This is a genomic window from Variovorax sp. 01N429, assembly GCF_056399425.1.
In genome coordinates this window covers 82,411-98,724 of the sequence record NZ_JBFTRG010000018.1, presented here as the reverse complement: position 1 = coordinate 98,724, position 16,314 = coordinate 82,411, and the positions used below count along the sequence as shown (strand labels likewise).

Below are 16,314 nucleotides of genomic sequence, written 5' to 3'. Positions count from 1 at the left end.
AAGCCCCTCCTTCGCAATTCCTGATTGCGCGTCTGCATCTCAGCAATGACGATGAGGCTCCAATTACCATCCGTCAAAGAGGCGACATGAGAAAAATCACAATGGGTCTGAATGCCACGATCTGGACAGGTCTGGCGGCTGGCCTGCTGGCATTGCAGGCACCCGCGGTCGCGCAATCCAACTGGCCCGAGAAGCCCGTCACGATGGTCGTGCCTTATTCGGCGGGCGGGCCCACCGACGTGGTTGCGCGCATGCTCGCGATCCCGATGGGCAAGTCGCTCGGGCAGACAGTCGTGGTTGAAAACACCGTCGGCGCGGGCGGCACCATCGCGCCGGCACGCGTGGCGAGAGCCGCGCCCAACGGCTACACGATCCTCATCCACCACATGGGCGTGGCGACCGCACCGGCGCTCTACAGGAAGCTGGCGTACGACCCGCTCAAGGACTTCGAATACGTCGGGCAGGTCCTCGATGTGCCGATGACGCTGCTGTCGCGCAAGGACTTTCCCGCCAACAACTTCCAGGAACTGCTCGCCTACGTGAAGGCGAACAAGGACAAGGTGTCCCTTGCCAATGCCGGCGTCGGCGCGGTGTCGCAGCTTTGCGGTCTACTGTTCACGCGCCAGATTGGCGTCGAACTCACGACGGTGCCCTACAAGGGCGCTGGTCCGGCGCTCAACGATCTGATGGGCGGGCAGGTGGATCTGCTGTGCGACCAGACCACGCAGACCGCGCCCGTCATCAAGCAAGGAAATCGCGTGAAGGTATTCGGCGTGACCACGCCGACGCGCCTGTCGAGCATGCCCGACATCCCGACGCTCGACGAGCAGGGCCTCAAAGGCTTCGACGTGCGCGTATGGCACGGCATCTATGCGCCCAAGGGCACGCCGCCCGCCGCAATCAAAAAGCTCAACGCCGCCCTGCGCGTCGCGTTGCAGGACGACAGTGTCAAGGAGCGCCTTGCCGACCTGAGTTCGGAAATCGTGCCGATGGACAAGGTGACGCCCGAAGCCTTGCGTCGGCACCTGGAGGCCGAGGTCGCCCAATGGGGCAAGGTAATCCAGGAGGCGGGCATCCAGGGCGAATGACTGGAACTCAGCGCCAAGGCCCGCTAGTCGGAGAGTTCGATCAGCACCGGCTGATGGTCGGATACCTTCGTCCGCAGATCGACCTCTACGCGCCGCACGCGCGGCGCCAGGGCGTTGCTCACGAACACGAAATCGCAGGCGATCGGATCAGGGCCGTAGGTGCGGTCGAAGAGCCGAAAGGTCGCGTCGTGCGGACGATCGGGATGGGCCAGCGGCCAAGCATCCTGCAGACGCCTGTCGGGCGTGCCGCCGGCAGCCAACGCCGGATCGGTGAAGGGTTCCTGGATCGCCTCATAGGCGGGGTCCGAGGCTGCCATGTTGAAGTCGCCGCAAAGAATGGCCTGCGGCGTGTGCAGCTTGGGCTGAAACGGCGAGCCGCGATACTCGGCAACGGGCGGCGCCGCGGCCTGCTCGCAGGCTTGCGCGTGCAGATCACGCAGCGCCCGGGCTTGCGCGAGGCGCTGCGAGGCAGAGTAGTACTCCAGGTGCGTGGTCATCACGCGCAAGGCGCCGAGTTCAGGGCTGCTCAGCGTGACGACGCTGCACATGCGCGGCATGCTGGTGACGCTGGGATCGGCGGGCCATGGCAGCGCATGGTGCTGGACGCGAGACACCGGCAAGCGGGTCGCGATCAGGTTGCCGAAGCGCTGGCGCCGGCCGTCGGCATCGAACTCATCCACGGCAGCACCGAAGAAGACCTGGAAGCCGGGAAGCAGGGCCTGGATCTCCGCCGGCTGGTCGCCGGGCCGGCCCGGCATCTCGCCGAATCCGGAAGCGATTTCCTGCAGGCACAGCACGTCGAAGTCGCCCATCGCGCGCGCGGCTTCGATGATGCGTTCGGGGCTCACGACCCCATCCAGCCCGCAGCACCATTGGGTATTCCATGTCACCAGTTTCATTTGATGCCAGCCCTCATGAAGCTCTGGACGAACTGTCGCTGAAAGAGCAAGAAAGCAATCAGCAATGGCGCGGATGTCATCAATGTCGCCGCGGTAATCACGGACCAGTCGACGCCTTGGTCTACCGAGGAGAACACCTGCAAGCCCACCGTCAGCGGCCGGGCGTTGACGCTGTTGGTGATGATCAGCGGCCAGAGGAAGTTGTTCCAGTGAAAGCTGATCGAGACCAGTGCGAAGGCGGTGTAGACGGGTTTCGCGAGCGGCACGTAGATGCGCCACAAGGTCTGCATGGCGCTCGCGCCTTCGACGCGCGCAGCTTCGTCCAGCTCTTTGGGGATGCCGAGGAAAGTCTGCCGAAGCAAGAAGATCGCGAAGGCAGACGCGAAGTAGGGAAGCCCAATGGCCACCAAGGTGTCGACGAGTCCGAGCCGGGCCATGGTCTTGTAGTTTTCGACCACGAGGATGTCCGGCATGATCATCAGCTGCACCAGCACGAGCGCGAAGGCGACACCCCGGCCCTTGAACTCATAGCGGGCAAAGGCGAATGCGGCAAGCGTGCCCAGCACCACTTGCACCGCGAGCACCATCGCGACGAGCAGCGTGGTGTTGAGGAAATAGCGGGCAAAGGGCGCGGCTTCCCAGGCGCGCCTGAAGTTGTCCAGCGTGAGCGGCGCAGCGAGGGCGAAGCGCGTCGAGTATTCAGCGGGATGAAAGGCCGTCCACACGGCATAGGCGAGCGGCAAGATCCACAGCAGCGCCAGCATCCAGGCCGCCACGGTGTCCAGCCACGTCGGCTCATTGAACGCCAACCGCTGCGCTTTGACGGCGGCTTTCATTTGTAGTGGACTCTTTTGTCCAGCACGAAGAACTGGAAGAGCGCGATCCCGGCGAGCACCACCACCAGCACCACGGTGATCGCCGACGCATACGCCGTGTCCCAGAAGCTGAACCCCACCTCGTACAAGTGATAAAGCAGCAGGATGGACGCGTTGTCGGGCCCGCCGCGCGTCAGCACGAAGAGGTGGTCGACCATTCGAAACGCATTGATGAAAGCGTTGACCAGGACGAAGAGCGTGGTCGGCATCAGGAGCGGCCATTGCACGCGTCTGAAGAAGTACCAGCGGCTGGCGCCTTCGATGGCAGCCGCTTCGCGCAGGCTCGGGTTGAGGGTCTGCAGTGCGGCCAGGTAGAAGATCATGAAGAAGCCGGCTTCCTTCCAGATCGCCACGAGCGTGACTGCGCCAAGCGCCGTCGAAGGGCTGCCCAGCCAGTTGTGCGACGGCAGGCCGAGCGCGCCGGTGATCTGTTCGAGCAGGCCGTACTGCGGCGTGTAGAAAAAGAGCCAGATGTTGGCCACGGCGATCATCGGCAGCACCGTCGGCGTGAAGTACGCCATACGCAAGAAGGCACGGCCCGCGATGCGCTCGTTGACCCACAACGCCATGACGAGCGCCAGCCCGATCGACAGCGGTATGGTTGCTCCGGCGAACCACAGGTTGTTGCGCACGGCCTTCCAGAACACCGGGTCGTCGACCATCACCGCATAGTTCTCGAGCCCGACCCACACGCCCGGACGATTACCCTTGGGTGTCGAGAAGAAGCTGTCGATCAGCGTCGAGACGGCCGGCCAATGCGTGAAGGCGACCAGCAGCACCAGCGCCGGCAGCAGCATCAGCCACGCGTGAATGGCGTTGCGCGATGCGGTACTCCCTGCGGCGATGCTTTGGCTGGCCATCTGCTGGGTCTGATGCTTACTTGAATGAGCGCAGGATGCGGTCGGCCTCTTTTTGAGCGTCCTGCATGGCTTGAGCCGGCGTCTTCGTGCCGGTCAATGCCGCCTGCAGTCCGTCATTGAGGGCCTTGGTCACGCGCTGGTTGTCGTGCGTGGAGAACTCGGCAACGGACACCGGCAGCTGATCGCGGGCCACCAGCGCGGCCGGGAAGTCGCGACCATATTTGCGCAAGGCGTCGGTTTCGTAGGCGGCTGGCGAGACGGCAACGTAGCCAGTGTCGATGCTCCATTGGGCGGCGCGTTCAGGTTGGGTAATCCACTTGATGAACTTGAAGGCCGCTTCTTGCTGTGCGGGTGTCGACTTCTTGAAGATGTAGAAATTGCCCCCGCCCGTCGGCGAGCCCTTGCGGCGGTTGCCGGGGATCATGCCGACACCAAAGTCGAACTTGGCGTTGGCCTTGATGTTGGTGAGATTGCCCGTGGTCGTGAAGATGATGGCGGCCTTTTTCTCGAAGAAGTCCTTGGGCGTCGTGCCCCACTCGACCACCCCCGGCGGGTGAACACCCGCCTTGCCGAGATCAACCCAGTACTGCAGCGCTTCGATGACCTTCGGGTCGTCGAACTTGACGGCGGTGCCGGCCTCGTTCGCCAGAATCGCATCGTTGGGCGTGGTCAGCGTCTGGAAGAGCCAATAGGGAAAGCCGCTCGACGGAATCTGCACGCCCCATTGCGTGACCTTTCCGCTCGCGTCCTTCTTCGTCAGCTTGGCTGCCGCCTCCTTGAGTTCGGCCCAGTTCGTCGGCGGTTTGTTGGGGTCGAGGCCGGCTTCCTTGAAAGCTTCCTTGTTCCAGTACATCACGACGGTCGAACGCTGGAACGGAATGCCCCAGGTTTTTCCGCCGGTCTGGCTGTTCATCATGAAGGCCTTGTAGAAGCCGCCGAGCCACGCTTTGTCGTCCGCTGTTTTGATGAAGTCGTCGAAAGGAACGATGGCGTCTTCGTCGATCAGCGTGAACATGTCGGTCGACAGCAGCACCGACGTGACCGGCGGCGTGCCGGACTTGTGCGCGGTCAGCGCCTTGACGATGGTTTCCTGGTAGGTGCCGGCGTAGATCGGCGAGACCTTCACACCGGGGTTTTCCTTCATGAAACCGGCCGCGAAGCCGTCGATGGTCTTGGCAATGGGGCCGCCCACCGCGACGGGGTAGTAGAACTGGAGTTCTACCGGTGTCTGCGCATGCAGCAGCCCGGAAGTGGCTGCAAAAAGGCCGCTGGCCGCCAGAAAGGGGACTGCGAGCGTCTTGATGAAAGTCTTGCGTTGCATGGTCTTCTTTTCCTTCGTTGAATCGTCGGGTGGTGCAATGGTTGGCTCAGTCAATCGATGCGTCGCCCGGCCGTGTCGAAGCCGTGGGCGTCCTCGCCGGCCCAGCGCAGGCCCACGCGCTGACCCGGCTCGGCAAGGTGCCGCCCGTCCGTGCGAACCAGGAGCATCTCGGTGCCTATCCGACAGCGCAGAACGAGGTCTGCACCCAGGTATTCCACACTTTCCACGGTGGCGCCGATGCCATCCGGATCGAGCGAGATGGCTTCCGGCCGAACGCCGAGTGTTGCGGCCTTCAGGCCCACCTTGGTGTCGCTCCCCGCGATGCAACCGTCTCCCAGCGCGATCAGGTTCATCGGCGGGGTGCCGATGAACCGGGCGGAAAACGTGGTCGCTGGCTGCGCATAAAGGTCGCGCGGGGCCCCGGTCTGCTCGACATGGCCGCGGTTGAGCAGCACGACCTGGTCGGCCATGCTCATTGCCTCCGCCTGGTCATGGGTGACGTAGATCACCGTGAGCCCGAGTTGCCGCTGCAGATCCCGCAATTCGCGGCGCATCTCCTGGCGAAGCTGTGCGTCCAGGTTGGACAGCGGCTCGTCCATCAGGCACACCTTGGCTTGCGCCACCAGCGCGCGGCCGAGCGCCACGCGCTGTTGCTGGCCCCCCGAAAGCTGAGAAGGCTTGCGATCGAGCAGCTCGGCCAGCCCAAGCAAGTCCGCCGCGTGCCGCAGCCGTTCAGTCTGCTTGGACTGCGGTGTCTTGCGCACCGAAAGTCCGAAGGTGATGTTGTCCGCCACGCTCAGGTGCGGAAAGAGCGCGTAGTTCTGGAACACCATGGCGATCCCGCGCTTTGCCGGGGGCAGGGCCGTGACGTCGTGGCCGTCGATCAGCACGCGTCCGCCCGTGGCGGTCTCCAGCCCGGCGACGATGCGCAGGGTCGTCGACTTGCCGCAGCCGGACGGACCGAGCAGCACACAGAACGAGCCAGGCTCGATATTCAGATTGACCGCATGCAGGGCGGTGGTGTCGCCCCACGATTTGGCGATGTCGATCAACGCGATGGAAGACATCGATTCAGTATATGGACGTCTTGTGACACCCCGTTGCAAAGAAGGCTCAGTGTTTTCCTGATCGAGTGTTGGTGGGAAACTTCGCTACAGTGATCCCGCCGTCCAGGCATGCACACACCAAGGAACACTCTTATGAGCAAAAAAGTCGCATACGTCACCGGAGGCATGGGAGGCATTGGAACGGCCATTTGCCAGCGCCTTCACAAGGACGGTTTCACCGTCATCGCGGGCTGCGGCCCCACAAGGGACTTCGGCAAATGGCTCGCGGAACAGAAGGCCGAAGGCTATGAGTTCCACGCGTCGGTCGGCAATGTCGGCGACTGGGAATCCACCGTCGATGCCTTCACCAAGGCCAAGGCGGAGCACGGCACCATCGACGTCCTCGTGAACAACGCGGGTATCACCCGCGACCGCATGTTCCTGAAGATGACGCCCGAGGACTGGAGCTCGGTGATCGAGACCAACCTCAACAGCATGTTCAACGTCACCAAGCAGGTGGTGGGCGACATGGTCGAAAAGGGTTGGGGCCGCATCATCAACATCAGCTCGGTCAACGGCGCCAAGGGGCAGGCCGGCCAGACCAACTACTCGGCCGCCAAGGCCGGAATGCATGGTTTCACCATGGCCCTGGCACAGGAACTCGCCGCCAAGGGCGTGACGGTCAACACCGTGAGCCCGGGCTACATCGGCACGGACATGGTCAAGGCCATCCGCCAGGAAGTGCTGGACAAGATCGTCGCCACCATCCCGGTCAAGCGCCTGGGCGAACCGAGCGAAATCGCCTCGATCATCGCGTGGCTCGCGACCGACGAAGGCGGCTATTCCACCGGGGCCGACTTCTCGGTCAACGGCGGTTTGCACATGCACTGAGGATTGGCCGCAGACCATTCAGCAAGAGACCCGCTCAGGCGGGTCTTTTGCTTTCTGGGCGGCCACGTGTTTCGCGGCTACAGTCATAGCCGCCCGGTCAGTCGTTCAAACGGCCTATAGCAAGGAGACCAGAAATGAGCCCAGCCGCCCCGGCGCATGCAAAGCCGCCCATCTACAAGTCGCTCTATGCGCAGGTGATCACCGCGGTGGTCATCGGCGTGATCCTCGGACACTTCTATCCCTCGGTGGGCGAGACGATGAAGCCGCTGGGAGACGCCTTCATCAAGCTCATCAAGATGATGATCGCGCCGATCATCTTCTGCACCGTGGTCGTCGGCATCGCCGGCATGGAAGACATGAAGAAGGTGGGCAAGACAGGCGGGCTCGCCTTGCTCTATTTCGAAGTCGTCAGCAGCATCGCGCTCGTGGTGGGGCTGGTGCTGGTGAACGTGCTGAAGCCGGGCGTGGGCATGAATGTCGATCCGGCTTCGCTCGACACGCGTGCGCTGGCTGCGTACACGGGACCCGGCAAGATGGAAGGCACGGTCGACTTCCTGATGCACATCATCCCCAACACGCTCGTGGACGCATTCGCCAAGGGCGAAATCCTGCAGGTGCTGTTGATTGCGGTGCTGTTCGGCTTTGCCTTGCATCGCTTCGGCGGCCGCGGCACTCTGGTCTTCGACGTGATCGAGAAGGGCTCGCACGTGCTCTTCGTGATCGTCGGCTACATCATGAAGCTGGCGCCCATCGGGGCTTTCGGCGCGATGGCCTTCACGATCGGCAAGTACGGCATCGGCTCGCTCTTCCAGCTTGGCAAGCTGATGGGGACGTTCTATCTCACGTGCCTGCTGTTCATCTTCGTGGTGCTGGGCGCGATTGCGCGCTTCCACGGCTTCAGCATCTGGAAATTCATCAAGTACATCAAGGAAGAACTGCTGATCGTGCTTGGCACTTCGTCCTCCGAATCAGTGCTGCCGCGCATGATGGAGAAGATGGAGAACCTCGGCGCGAACAAGACAACTGTCGGCCTGGTGATTCCCACGGGCTACTCGTTCAACCTCGACGGCACGTCGATCTATCTCACGATGGCGGCGGTCTTCATCGCGCAGGCGACCAACACGCCAATGACCCTCATGCAGGAGATCACCCTGCTGGCCGTGCTGCTGCTGACCTCGAAGGGCGCGGCGGGCGTCACCGGCAGCGGCTTCATCGTGCTGGCTGCAACGCTGTCGGCGGTGGGACACGTGCCGGTCGCGGGGCTGGCGCTGATCCTTGGCATCGATCGGTTCATGTCGGAGGCGAGAGCGCTCACCAACCTGATCGGCAACGGCGTTGCGACCATCGTGGTCGCCAAGTGGACCGACGAACTCGATACCGCGCGGTTGAAGGCGGGCCTGAACAACGAGACCTGGGTCGAGGCGCAGGAACCGGAAGACCTGGTCAACGCCCGTACGGGAAAGATGGCCACTTGAATCGGCTTCGGGCGTCGTTCTTGCAGAATGCAAGGCGATGCCCCATAGCGTTTCACTGATCAACACCGTCGCGGCAGGCCTGGGCCTGGCGCTGTTGCTCGGCTTTCTCGCGGCGCGCCTGCGATTGCCGGCGCTGGTGGGCTACCTGCTGGCGGGCGTGATCATCGGCCCGTTCACCCCCGGCTTCGTTGCCGATGCCGAGATCGCGGCGCAACTCGCCGAAATCGGGGTGATGCTGCTCATGTTCGGAGTGGGCCTGCATTTCTCGCTCGACGATCTGCTCGCGGTCCGAAAAATCGCACTACCGGGCGCGCTGTTCCAGATGATCGTGGCGACCTTGCTCGGCGGCGCCTTGGCCACTTGGTGGGGATGGAGCCTTGGCGGTGCCCTGGTCTTCGGCCTGGCGCTTTCCGTTGCCAGCACGGTGGTCCTGCTGCGTGCGCTTGAAAACCTCGGCTTTCTCGATTCCTTCACCGGCCGCATCGCCGTCGGCTGGCTGGTGGTCGAAGACCTGGCGATGGTGCTCGTGCTGGTGCTGCTGCCACCTTTGGCGACGGCGCTCGGCGGTGCCGATGCGGGTGCCGAGAACCTTCCTATCTGGCAGACGCTGGGCCTCACGCTGCTGCAGGTCGGCGGCTTTGTCGCACTGATGCTGGTCGTCGGGCGCAGGGTGTTTCCGTGGCTCCTGTGGCAGGTCACCCGGACCGGTTCGCGCGAACTCTTCACGCTTTGCGTCGTCGCGGCCGCGGTCGGCATTGCGTTCGCATCGGCTTCGCTGTTCGGCGTCTCGTTTGCGCTGGGCGCCTTCTTTGCGGGGATGGTGATGCGCGAATCGGAGTTCAGCCACCGTGCCGCCCAGGAATCGCTTCCGCTGCGCGATGCGTTCGCGGTGCTGTTCTTCGTTTCGGTGGGGATGTTGTTCGATCCGGCTGTGCTGGTCGAGCGTCCCTTGCAGGTGTTGGCAGTGGTGCTGGTGATCGTCGTCGGCAAATCCGTCGCCGCTTGCGCGCTGGTGCTGCTCTTTCGCTATCCGCTGGGCACCGCGCTCACGGTCAGCGCGAGCCTGGCGCAGATTGGCGAGTTCTCGTTCATCCTTGCCGCACTGGGTGCCCGGCTGGGGCTGCTGCCAATGGAGGGCCAGAGCCTGCTGCTTGCCGGTGCGCTGATCTCGATCGCGACCAATCCGCTCTGGTTCAGCCTGATCGCTCCGCTGCAAAGGTGGCTGCATGCTCATTCGTCTTTCGCGCGCGGGCTGGAATCGCGGGACGATCCTTTGGCCGAACTGCCGACCAGCACGGCGGCGCGCTATCTGTCACGGCAGGTCGTGCTGGTCGGATACGGCCGCGTCGGGAAGCGAATCGCCTCGGCCCTGGCCGCTCACGACGTTCCTTTCGTGGTCGCCGAGCAGAACCGGGAACTGGTCGAAAAGCTGCGCGAACAGGGCATTGCGGCAGTTTGGGGCGACGCCTCCGATCCAGGCGTGCTGGTCCAGGCGCATATTGCTCGCGCGCGTGTCCTGGTGGTGGCCACGGCCGATGCAATCAATGTGCGGCAGATGATCGAAACCGCACGAACCCTCAATCCGGCCATTCAGACGGTGATCCGCAGCCACAATGAAGACGAGGCCAACCTGCTGGCGAAGGAGGCCTGCGCGACGGTGTTCCTGGGCGAGCACGAACTTGCCCAAGCGATGGCTCGAGAAGTGCTTTCGCACGCCGCGGCCGCATGATCCTTCAGAGGTCTTCGATCACGAGTGCCCTGTACCGCTGGGCAATCGAGTAGGGCACTTCGCGCACGAGCATCATGAGCCGCTGCGCCGAGGCTTCGTCCTTGGTGCGAACGAGCAGCGCCGTGTGGCCTTCGCGCGCAAGCTTGGTATAGGCCCTGACGGTCGCCCCGTCGGTTCCGGCGGAAGGAAGCGGGTTGTCGGTGTCGCGGACGGTCGGCGTGATCTGCTCCAGCACGACGTGTGGCGGAATCAGATAGACCTCGTCGCCACTGAAGCCTTCGTCGATGAGTTGGTGCCCAATGCGGCTCGCGTCGGCTGCGTGCGGAAACATCACGAACGAATGGCCCGAAGGATAAAACGCGCCCCCGACGGCTGCGGTCATGTGCGGTGCCAGCGTGAAATGCTTCATGTCTCCTCCTGAAGGTGGATTTACGAACATTGAGCCTAGCCGTCTCATTGGTCAAGTCATGCGCGCGTTCAAGAGGGCGGCGCGAGAGGTGCAAAATTCATACTAATGGTCACATTTGTGACGATTCGTGATATTGTGACTAGCCGTTGCAGCGGCGGTTGCATAGGATCAACCGCTTACTTGATGTCGCCGCTAACTCTATGTCGCAACTGCGAAATATCGCCCTTACCGTCCAGGAACTCGAAGAAGGCGAGTTCTACTGGGTGTTGATGGAGGCGACCGACTGTGTCGTCGAAGATACGCTCTCTTACCTGCCGATAGAGGCGGCAAGCGAGCCGCAGGTCACGTACTCCAATGCTTTGGTCGCGGGTGTGGCAGCAATCCGAAAAATGTTTGGCAAGGACGGCCCGCGGAGTTGAGCGGGCTGCCTTGGAATCAGGGGGAAACCATGCGGAAACTTGGAGCGGCCATCGCGGCCGGCATTGCTGTGTTGGTGGCCGCGGGCTGGTTCTACCGGCCCTCCACGTCGGCCGAGATCGCCGCCTGGGTGCAGACGCTCGGTGTGCTCGCAGCCATTCTCTGGGCCGTGCGGCTGCAATTGGCGGCATCCAGGCAGAACCTGCGACAGGCGGGCCAGGTCGCTTCCATCTTTGCAAGCCACATGCACTGGGTCTTTCGTGAGCTGAGCGATGCCTGCGGCAAGCGCAGCTGGGCCGACTACACAGTGCACCGCCGCATCCTCCAGGAGGTGCTTTCGCAAGGCCGCGAAGTGACGCTGCAAATGCTGGACGGCCGCTCGCTCGCCATGGTGAGCAGCCTGCGCACCATCGCTGTGGAAGCATTGGAGATGACCGAGGGCCACAGCGACGCCGGCAATTGGCCGCATCTGCATCTCTACTTCGAGCGGCGCCTCCCGAGCATCGCCGCATGGTTGTCGGCCACGGGCAATCCGCCCGAAAGCAATGGCCCGACCGACTATGCCGGTCTGCGAACGTCCTTCGGACAACTCGGCAATCTCTAGCAGTCTCCAGCAGTCTCCAGCAGTCTCCAGCAGTCTCTAGCCAAAAGCCGGCCGCATGGCCGCGTACAGCGCCTTGAAGCGCGCATGGCGGGTCGTCAGGACACTTGCGTTCGATGGATCTGGCTCGAATCTCTGCCGCACCGGCGGACGGCGGCAGACTTCCGCTTCCGACCCGCCATCCGCCAGCCAAGCCAGTCGTGCCGCGCCCATCGCTCCGCCGGCTTCGCCCCCTTCGCAGACCGCAAGGGGCACTTCGAGGATGTCCGCCAGCAGCTGCGACCACCACGCGCTGCGAGCACCGCCGCCGACCAGCACCAGATCGCCGGCCGGTCGCGCGAGGGTGTCCAGCCCGTCCCGCAGCCCGAAGCTCACGCCTTCCGCCACTGCATAGGCAATCTCCGCCGGTCCGTGCGCGTGCGTCAGCCCGAAGAGCACACCTTGCGCGCGGGTGTCGTTGTGGGGCGAGCGCTCGCCGGAAAGATAGGGGAGAAAAAAAGGCGAGTGCTCGCGGCCGGCGGCGTTCAGCGTTGCGGCGGCAGCCAGCAGCGCGGCCTCGTTGCCCAGGCCGAATGTGCGCGCAGCCCAAGTCACTGCGCTGGACGCCGACAGCATCACGGACATCTGGTGCCAGCGTCCCGGAAGGGCATGGCAGAAGGCGTGTACGGCCTGTGACGGATTCGGCTCGAAGTGGTCTCCGCACACGAAGATGACACCGGATGTGCCCAGCGACACGAAGCCTTGGCCCGCTTCCACCAGCCCCATGCCCACGGCACTCGCTGCGTTGTCGCCGCCACCGCCCGCGAGCGGAATGTTTTCGGGGAGCCCCCATCGCCGAGCCAGCTCGGGCTTGAGCCTGCCGGCGATCTCGCTGCCTTCGACCAGGTCCGGCATGTGCTGTCGACCGAGTCCGCAGGCGGCGAGCAGTTCGTCCGACCAGTCGCGAGCGGCGATATCGAGCCACAGCGTGCCCGACGCGTCGGACATATCGCTCGCGCGCGTGCCGCTCAGCTTGAAGCGCAGCCAGTCCTTGGGCAGCAGCACGCAGGCGGTGCGCTTGAAAAGTTCCGGCTCGTGCTCGCGCATCCACAACAGCTTGGGCGCGGTGAAGCCGGGCATCGCAAGATTGCCGGCGATGTTTGTGAGGCGCGGCACGTGCGCCATGAGGGCTTCGCACTGCTTTGCGCTGCGACCGTCGTTCCAGAGAATGGCGGGCCGCAGAACCTCGCCGGCCGCGTCCAATGCGACGGCGCCGTGCATCTGGCCCGAAAGACCCATGGCACGAACGGCAGCAAGCGACTCTGCATTGCTCCGGCGCAGCGCCGCCATGACCGTCTCCAGGGCTTCCCACCATTGCTCGGGCGACTGCTCCGACCACAGCGGTGAGGGCCGGCTCACGGTGAGCGGCGCGCGGGCGAGCGCAATGATGCGGTGGTCCGCGCCGAGCAGCAGCGCCTTCAGCTCCGACGTGCCGAGATCGAGCCCGAGGTACACGGCCGTTTCCTTCAAGCGATGCTGCCGAAACGGCTGTCGCTCTGGCGCCGGAACTCGGTCGGCGTCATGCCCTTGATCTCGAGAAAGCGCCTGTTGAAGTTCGCGACATTGTTGAAGCCGACCTGATAGCAGATGTCGGTCACGTAGTGGTCCGTCTGCATCAGCAGGTGGCAGGCGCTGTTGATGCGGACCCGGTTCACGAAGTCCGTGAAGCTGTTGCCAGTCGAGCGCTTGAAGAAGCGGCTGAAGCGGCTTTCGCTCATGCCGAGTTCGCTGGCGATGTCGGCCATGACGATCGGATCGGCCAGGTTGGACGTGATCCGGTTGACGATGATGTTGATCTGGTCGACCTCCACGTCGCCCTCGACACCCTGCATCTGCACGTTCGAAAGCAGCCGGTAATCCGTGCAGTGGACGAGTTCGTCCAGGTATTCGAGAAAGCGCGACAGACGCTGCAGGCCATGTGCCGCCTTGACTGCATTCCAGTGCGCGAGCGCACGGTCCGCGAGGCCGAAGAACTCGACGCCGTGGCGCGCGCGTTCGAGCAACTGCAGCGTCTCGCGCAGCTCCGGAATCTCCGCTGCCGCGCGTTCGATCGGCTCATGGCGAAACTGGATGACGCGGTCGCGTCCGATGGCGCCGCCTTCCGGCGCATCGAGCGAGATCCAGTTGTGAGGAAGCCGCGGTCCGCACAGCACGAGATGACCGGGCTGGAAAGGGCCGATCCAGTCGCCGACGAAGGCCCGGCCCGAAGTCTCCGTGATGAGATGAAGCTCGTACTCTTCATGAAAGTGCCAGCGCACCAGCGGGCTCGGAAAGCCGTGCGCGAGGCAGCGCACGAGGCCGCTTTCTTCCGGCGCCTCGTAGCCCAGCGATGGCGAGCGCGTGATGTCGCGCTCGAGTTCGGGCTCTCGATGGCGGGGCAGATGCCTTTGGCGCGCCGATGTCATGGAAACGGACCTTCTCTTTGCCTCAGCTCATCACATTACCACCGTCGACGTTGAGCGTTTGCGCCGTGATGTAGCGAGCCTCGTCGCTCGCGAGAAATACCGCGGCGTCGGCGATATCGTCCGGACGCCCCATCCGCCCGAGGGGAACTTCGAGCCCGACCTGGCGCTTCTTCTCGCCGGGCTGGAGGTTCTGGTATTTGGCGAAGAGGGAATCGACATGGGCCCACATGGGCGTGTCGACGACGCCCGGCGAAATCGCATTGACGCGGATGCCATGTGGCGCCATCGCAAGCGCGGCGCTTTGCGTGTAGCTGATGACCGCCGCCTTCGTCGCGCAATAGTGGGAGACGAGCGCTTCGCCGCGACGACCTGCCTGCGAAGCCATGTTGATCACGGACGCGCCTTGCGTCTGCGCGTCCACCATGTGCTGAAGAACACGCTGCATGACGAAGAACATGCCCTTGACGTTGACCGCAAAGAGGCGGTCGAACGAGGCTTCGTCGCTCTGCAACAGCGGTGCCATGTCGAACAGTGCGGCGTTGTTGACGAGCGTATGGATCGGCCCGTGCGCCGCCTGCGCCGCATACAGCATGCCGCCAACGGAAGGCATGTCCGTCACATCGGCTTCGACATAGGCGAGCGCATTCGGGTGCCGCCGCCGAAGCGACTGGACACCATCGGATGGCTGCGCCGTCCTGTCGGCCAAGGTGCATTTGGCGCCCTGGGCAAGGCAGGCTTCGGCGATGGCCAGACCGATGCCGCCGCCGGCACCCGTGATCAGCACATGCCGTTGTGCGAGTCGACCTGTGGTTCCTGTCCTCACAGTTGCCTCCGTCATTTTCCGGCTCCCTTGATGAATGCCTCGACACGCATCGCAGCCTTGCGCAAGGCATCGACCAGCCGGGCATCGCCGGCAGCATCGCCCCACAAGGCGGGGTCTGCGCTCAGCGCGGCGACCGGATCGGCTGCTTCGCAGATGGCGTGCGCTACGGCTTCGTCCATTCCCTGATCCTGGTAGACGTAGGGCAGCGTCTTTTCATGCCAGCGTTGCAGGAAGGCGAGGAAAAGGGCAGGGAGCATGGCGACGCTGTCGATGGATTCGCCGCGCCCCAGGCGCTCGCGCACCGTCGGTGCGATGAAGCCGGGGATCTTCGAGAAGCCGTCCATCGCCACGCGCTGGTTGGTGTCTCGTATTGCAGGATTACCGAAGCGGTCGAGCACCACGTCGCGGTACGCCGGAAGGTCGACGGGACTGGGATTCGCGGACGTGTTCAGGCAGGGGATGACGTCGTCCGTTACGTAGTCGAAAGCCATGCGCCGTATCGCGGCGTTGCGGGTGCCTTCGTGGATGTACTGCAGACCCAGCAGCGTTCCGGCCCAGGCGATGCAGCTATGGCTTGCGTTGAGGATGCGGATCTTCGCTTCTTCATAAGGCGAGACCGAATCGACCAACTGCACGCCGACGCGGCCCCAGTCGGGTCGGCCATTCACGAAGTCGTCCTCGATCACCCATTGGATGAAACTCTCGCCGGTGACCGGCGCGGCGTCGTCCCAGCCGCTGGCTTGCAGCACGCGCTGACGCAGCTCTGGAGGGGGTCGGGGCGTGATGCGATCGACCATCGCATTCGGGCAACGCGTTTGCGTGCGGACCCAATCGGCCAGATCGGTCTGGCCCGCCTGTTCGATGAATTCCAGCAGTCCCTTGCGGAAGCGGTCGCCGTTGTGGCGCAGGTTGTCGCAATTGAGCAGCGTCACCGCGCTCGAATTGGCGCCGCGTCGCGCACGCAGGATCGCGCAGATGGCGCCGTAGATCGTCGCGCCCGGATGTCCCTTGCGAGCCCGATCGAGATCCGCCGCCAGATCCGGCGCAGTGAAGTCCAGCTTGTCCATCGGATCGAGGTAGTAACCGGCCTCGGTCACGGTGAACGAGATCACCCGCGTGCGTGATTCAGCGCCACGCGCGATGACTTCGCGCAGCTCTGGGTCATAGGCCAGCACTTCCTGGATCGACGTGATGCGCTGGTAGCGATATTCGCCGGCGGGCGACACGGTTTCCAGCGTGTACTGGCCGCCCTGGGCGCGCAGCGCGTTTTCCACGTCGGCCATGTCGGGCCGCAGATTCGCGCCAATGAGCGACCAGCGCGTGTCGCCAGCATCGATCAGCGCCTGCAGGTACACCGCCTGGTGCGCGCGATGGAAGGAGCCGAGCCCGAGGTGGAGCACCGCGAATTCGGAAGGGGAGGGATGGGCCATGGAAGC

General features: G+C 63.9%; 16 protein-coding genes. 6 read left to right on the top strand and 10 right to left on the bottom strand.

The genetic code is table 11. The features are described 5' to 3' along the window. Nucleotides 1–86 precede the first annotated feature (86 nt). Nucleotides 87–1,088 (top strand): tripartite tricarboxylate transporter substrate-binding protein, encoded by a 1,002-nt coding sequence (locus AC1DSF_RS25095; protein WP_478146121.1) that lies wholly within the window; start codon nucleotides 87–89, stop codon nucleotides 1,086–1,088. Nucleotides 1,089–1,111: 23 nt separating this feature from the next. Here AC1DSF_RS25095 and AC1DSF_RS25090 read toward each other — a convergent pair whose 3' ends face one another. From AC1DSF_RS25090 to AC1DSF_RS25070, 5 genes are read right to left on the bottom strand one after another with little or no spacing between them, the layout of a single operon-like run. After that, nucleotides 1,112–1,987, bottom strand: a complete 876-nt coding sequence (locus AC1DSF_RS25090) for an endonuclease/exonuclease/phosphatase family protein (RefSeq protein ID WP_478128321.1) — start codon at nucleotides 1,985–1,987, stop codon at nucleotides 1,112–1,114. Continuing rightward, nucleotides 1,984–2,823: a carbohydrate ABC transporter permease gene (locus tag AC1DSF_RS25085; RefSeq protein WP_478183624.1), complete on the bottom strand. Its 840-nt coding sequence runs from the start codon at nucleotides 2,821–2,823 to the stop codon at nucleotides 1,984–1,986. Before AC1DSF_RS25085 ends, AC1DSF_RS25090 begins: the two co-directional genes overlap by 4 nt. Next, nucleotides 2,820–3,722, bottom strand: coding sequence for a carbohydrate ABC transporter permease (locus AC1DSF_RS25080; RefSeq protein ID WP_478128319.1), 903 nt, complete (start codon nucleotides 3,720–3,722; stop codon nucleotides 2,820–2,822). Before AC1DSF_RS25080 ends, AC1DSF_RS25085 begins: the two co-directional genes overlap by 4 nt. 16 nt (nucleotides 3,723–3,738) lie before the next feature. Beyond that, nucleotides 3,739–5,043 carry an ABC transporter substrate-binding protein gene (locus AC1DSF_RS25075; protein ID WP_478128318.1) on the bottom strand — a complete coding sequence of 435 codons (1,305 nt, stop codon included), beginning with the start codon at nucleotides 5,041–5,043 and terminating at the stop codon, nucleotides 3,739–3,741. 50 nt (nucleotides 5,044–5,093) lie between these two features. Continuing rightward, the gene (locus AC1DSF_RS25070) at nucleotides 5,094–6,110 is read right to left on the bottom strand and encodes an ABC transporter ATP-binding protein (protein WP_478128317.1); all 1,017 of its coding nucleotides are present in this window, start codon (nucleotides 6,108–6,110) and stop codon (nucleotides 5,094–5,096) included. A gap of 132 nt (nucleotides 6,111–6,242) precedes the next feature. Here AC1DSF_RS25070 and phbB point away from each other — a divergent pair, with 132 nt between their 5' ends. From phbB to AC1DSF_RS25055, 3 genes are all read left to right on the top strand, one after another. Continuing rightward, entirely contained in the window at nucleotides 6,243–6,980 is a 738-nt protein-coding gene (phbB, locus tag AC1DSF_RS25065) for an acetoacetyl-CoA reductase (protein ID WP_478128316.1), read from the top strand. A 134-nt stretch (nucleotides 6,981–7,114) separates the two neighbouring features. Continuing rightward, the gene (locus AC1DSF_RS25060; RefSeq protein WP_478128315.1) at nucleotides 7,115–8,455 is read left to right on the top strand and encodes a dicarboxylate/amino acid:cation symporter; all 1,341 of its coding nucleotides are present in this window, start codon (nucleotides 7,115–7,117) and stop codon (nucleotides 8,453–8,455) included. Between the two features lie 37 nt (nucleotides 8,456–8,492). Continuing rightward, nucleotides 8,493–10,184, top strand: coding sequence for a cation:proton antiporter domain-containing protein (locus AC1DSF_RS25055; protein WP_478128314.1), 1,692 nt, complete (start codon nucleotides 8,493–8,495; stop codon nucleotides 10,182–10,184). A gap of 4 nt (nucleotides 10,185–10,188) precedes the next feature. Here AC1DSF_RS25055 and AC1DSF_RS25050 read toward each other — a convergent pair whose 3' ends face one another. Beyond that, nucleotides 10,189–10,593: a hypothetical protein gene (locus tag AC1DSF_RS25050; protein ID WP_478128313.1), complete on the bottom strand. Its 405-nt coding sequence runs from the start codon at nucleotides 10,591–10,593 to the stop codon at nucleotides 10,189–10,191. 158 nt (nucleotides 10,594–10,751) lie between these two features. Here AC1DSF_RS25050 and AC1DSF_RS25045 point away from each other — a divergent pair, with 158 nt between their 5' ends. Next, on the top strand, nucleotides 10,752–11,012 hold the full coding sequence (locus tag AC1DSF_RS25045; RefSeq protein ID WP_478128312.1) for a hypothetical protein: 261 nt from the start codon (nucleotides 10,752–10,754) through the stop codon (nucleotides 11,010–11,012). A 29-nt stretch (nucleotides 11,013–11,041) separates the two neighbouring features. Further along, entirely contained in the window at nucleotides 11,042–11,614 is a 573-nt protein-coding gene (locus AC1DSF_RS25040) for a hypothetical protein (RefSeq protein ID WP_478128311.1), read from the top strand. A 36-nt stretch (nucleotides 11,615–11,650) separates the two neighbouring features. Here the strand turns inward: AC1DSF_RS25040 and xylB are convergent, their stop codons facing one another. From xylB to dalD, 4 genes are read right to left on the bottom strand one after another with little or no spacing between them, the layout of a single operon-like run. Further along, complete coding sequence (gene xylB, locus AC1DSF_RS25035; protein WP_478128310.1) at nucleotides 11,651–13,105, bottom strand: xylulokinase; 1,455 nt, start codon at nucleotides 13,103–13,105, stop codon at nucleotides 11,651–11,653. Between the two features lie 11 nt (nucleotides 13,106–13,116). Beyond that, nucleotides 13,117–14,055 (bottom strand): AraC family transcriptional regulator, encoded by a 939-nt coding sequence (locus AC1DSF_RS25030; RefSeq protein ID WP_478128309.1) that lies wholly within the window; start codon nucleotides 14,053–14,055, stop codon nucleotides 13,117–13,119. A 22-nt stretch (nucleotides 14,056–14,077) separates the two neighbouring features. Next, nucleotides 14,078–14,893 (bottom strand): L-iditol 2-dehydrogenase, encoded by an 816-nt coding sequence (locus AC1DSF_RS25025; protein ID WP_478128308.1) that lies wholly within the window; start codon nucleotides 14,891–14,893, stop codon nucleotides 14,078–14,080. After that, the gene (gene dalD / locus AC1DSF_RS25020) at nucleotides 14,890–16,308 is read right to left on the bottom strand and encodes a D-arabinitol 4-dehydrogenase (protein ID WP_478128307.1); all 1,419 of its coding nucleotides are present in this window, start codon (nucleotides 16,306–16,308) and stop codon (nucleotides 14,890–14,892) included. Before dalD ends, AC1DSF_RS25025 begins: the two co-directional genes overlap by 4 nt. Nucleotides 16,309–16,314 lie beyond the last annotated feature (6 nt).

Coding starts and splice junctions, on each gene's coding strand:
- AC1DSF_RS25050 (WP_478128313.1), bottom strand. CDS start 10,593: ATGAAGCATTTCACGCTGGCACCGCACATGACCGCAGCCGTCGGGGGC.
- AC1DSF_RS25055 (WP_478128314.1), top strand. CDS start 8,493: ATGCCCCATAGCGTTTCACTGATCAACACCGTCGCGGCAGGCCTGGGC.
- AC1DSF_RS25080 (WP_478128319.1), bottom strand. CDS start 3,722: ATGGCCAGCCAAAGCATCGCCGCAGGGAGTACCGCATCGCGCAACGCC.
- AC1DSF_RS25040 (WP_478128311.1), top strand. CDS start 11,042: ATGCGGAAACTTGGAGCGGCCATCGCGGCCGGCATTGCTGTGTTGGTG.
- AC1DSF_RS25090 (WP_478128321.1), bottom strand. CDS start 1,987: ATGAAACTGGTGACATGGAATACCCAATGGTGCTGCGGGCTGGATGGG.
- phbB (WP_478128316.1), top strand. CDS start 6,243: ATGAGCAAAAAAGTCGCATACGTCACCGGAGGCATGGGAGGCATTGGA.
- AC1DSF_RS25030 (WP_478128309.1), bottom strand. CDS start 14,055: ATGACATCGGCGCGCCAAAGGCATCTGCCCCGCCATCGAGAGCCCGAA.
- dalD (WP_478128307.1), bottom strand. CDS start 16,308: ATGGCCCATCCCTCCCCTTCCGAATTCGCGGTGCTCCACCTCGGGCTC.
- AC1DSF_RS25075 (WP_478128318.1), bottom strand. CDS start 5,043: ATGCAACGCAAGACTTTCATCAAGACGCTCGCAGTCCCCTTTCTGGCG.
- AC1DSF_RS25085 (WP_478183624.1), bottom strand. CDS start 2,823: ATGAAAGCCGCCGTCAAAGCGCAGCGGTTGGCGTTCAATGAGCCGACG.
- AC1DSF_RS25095 (WP_478146121.1), top strand. CDS start 87: ATGAGAAAAATCACAATGGGTCTGAATGCCACGATCTGGACAGGTCTG.
- AC1DSF_RS25070 (WP_478128317.1), bottom strand. CDS start 6,110: ATGTCTTCCATCGCGTTGATCGACATCGCCAAATCGTGGGGCGACACC.
- AC1DSF_RS25060 (WP_478128315.1), top strand. CDS start 7,115: ATGAGCCCAGCCGCCCCGGCGCATGCAAAGCCGCCCATCTACAAGTCG.
- AC1DSF_RS25025 (WP_478128308.1), bottom strand. CDS start 14,893: ATGACGGAGGCAACTGTGAGGACAGGAACCACAGGTCGACTCGCACAA.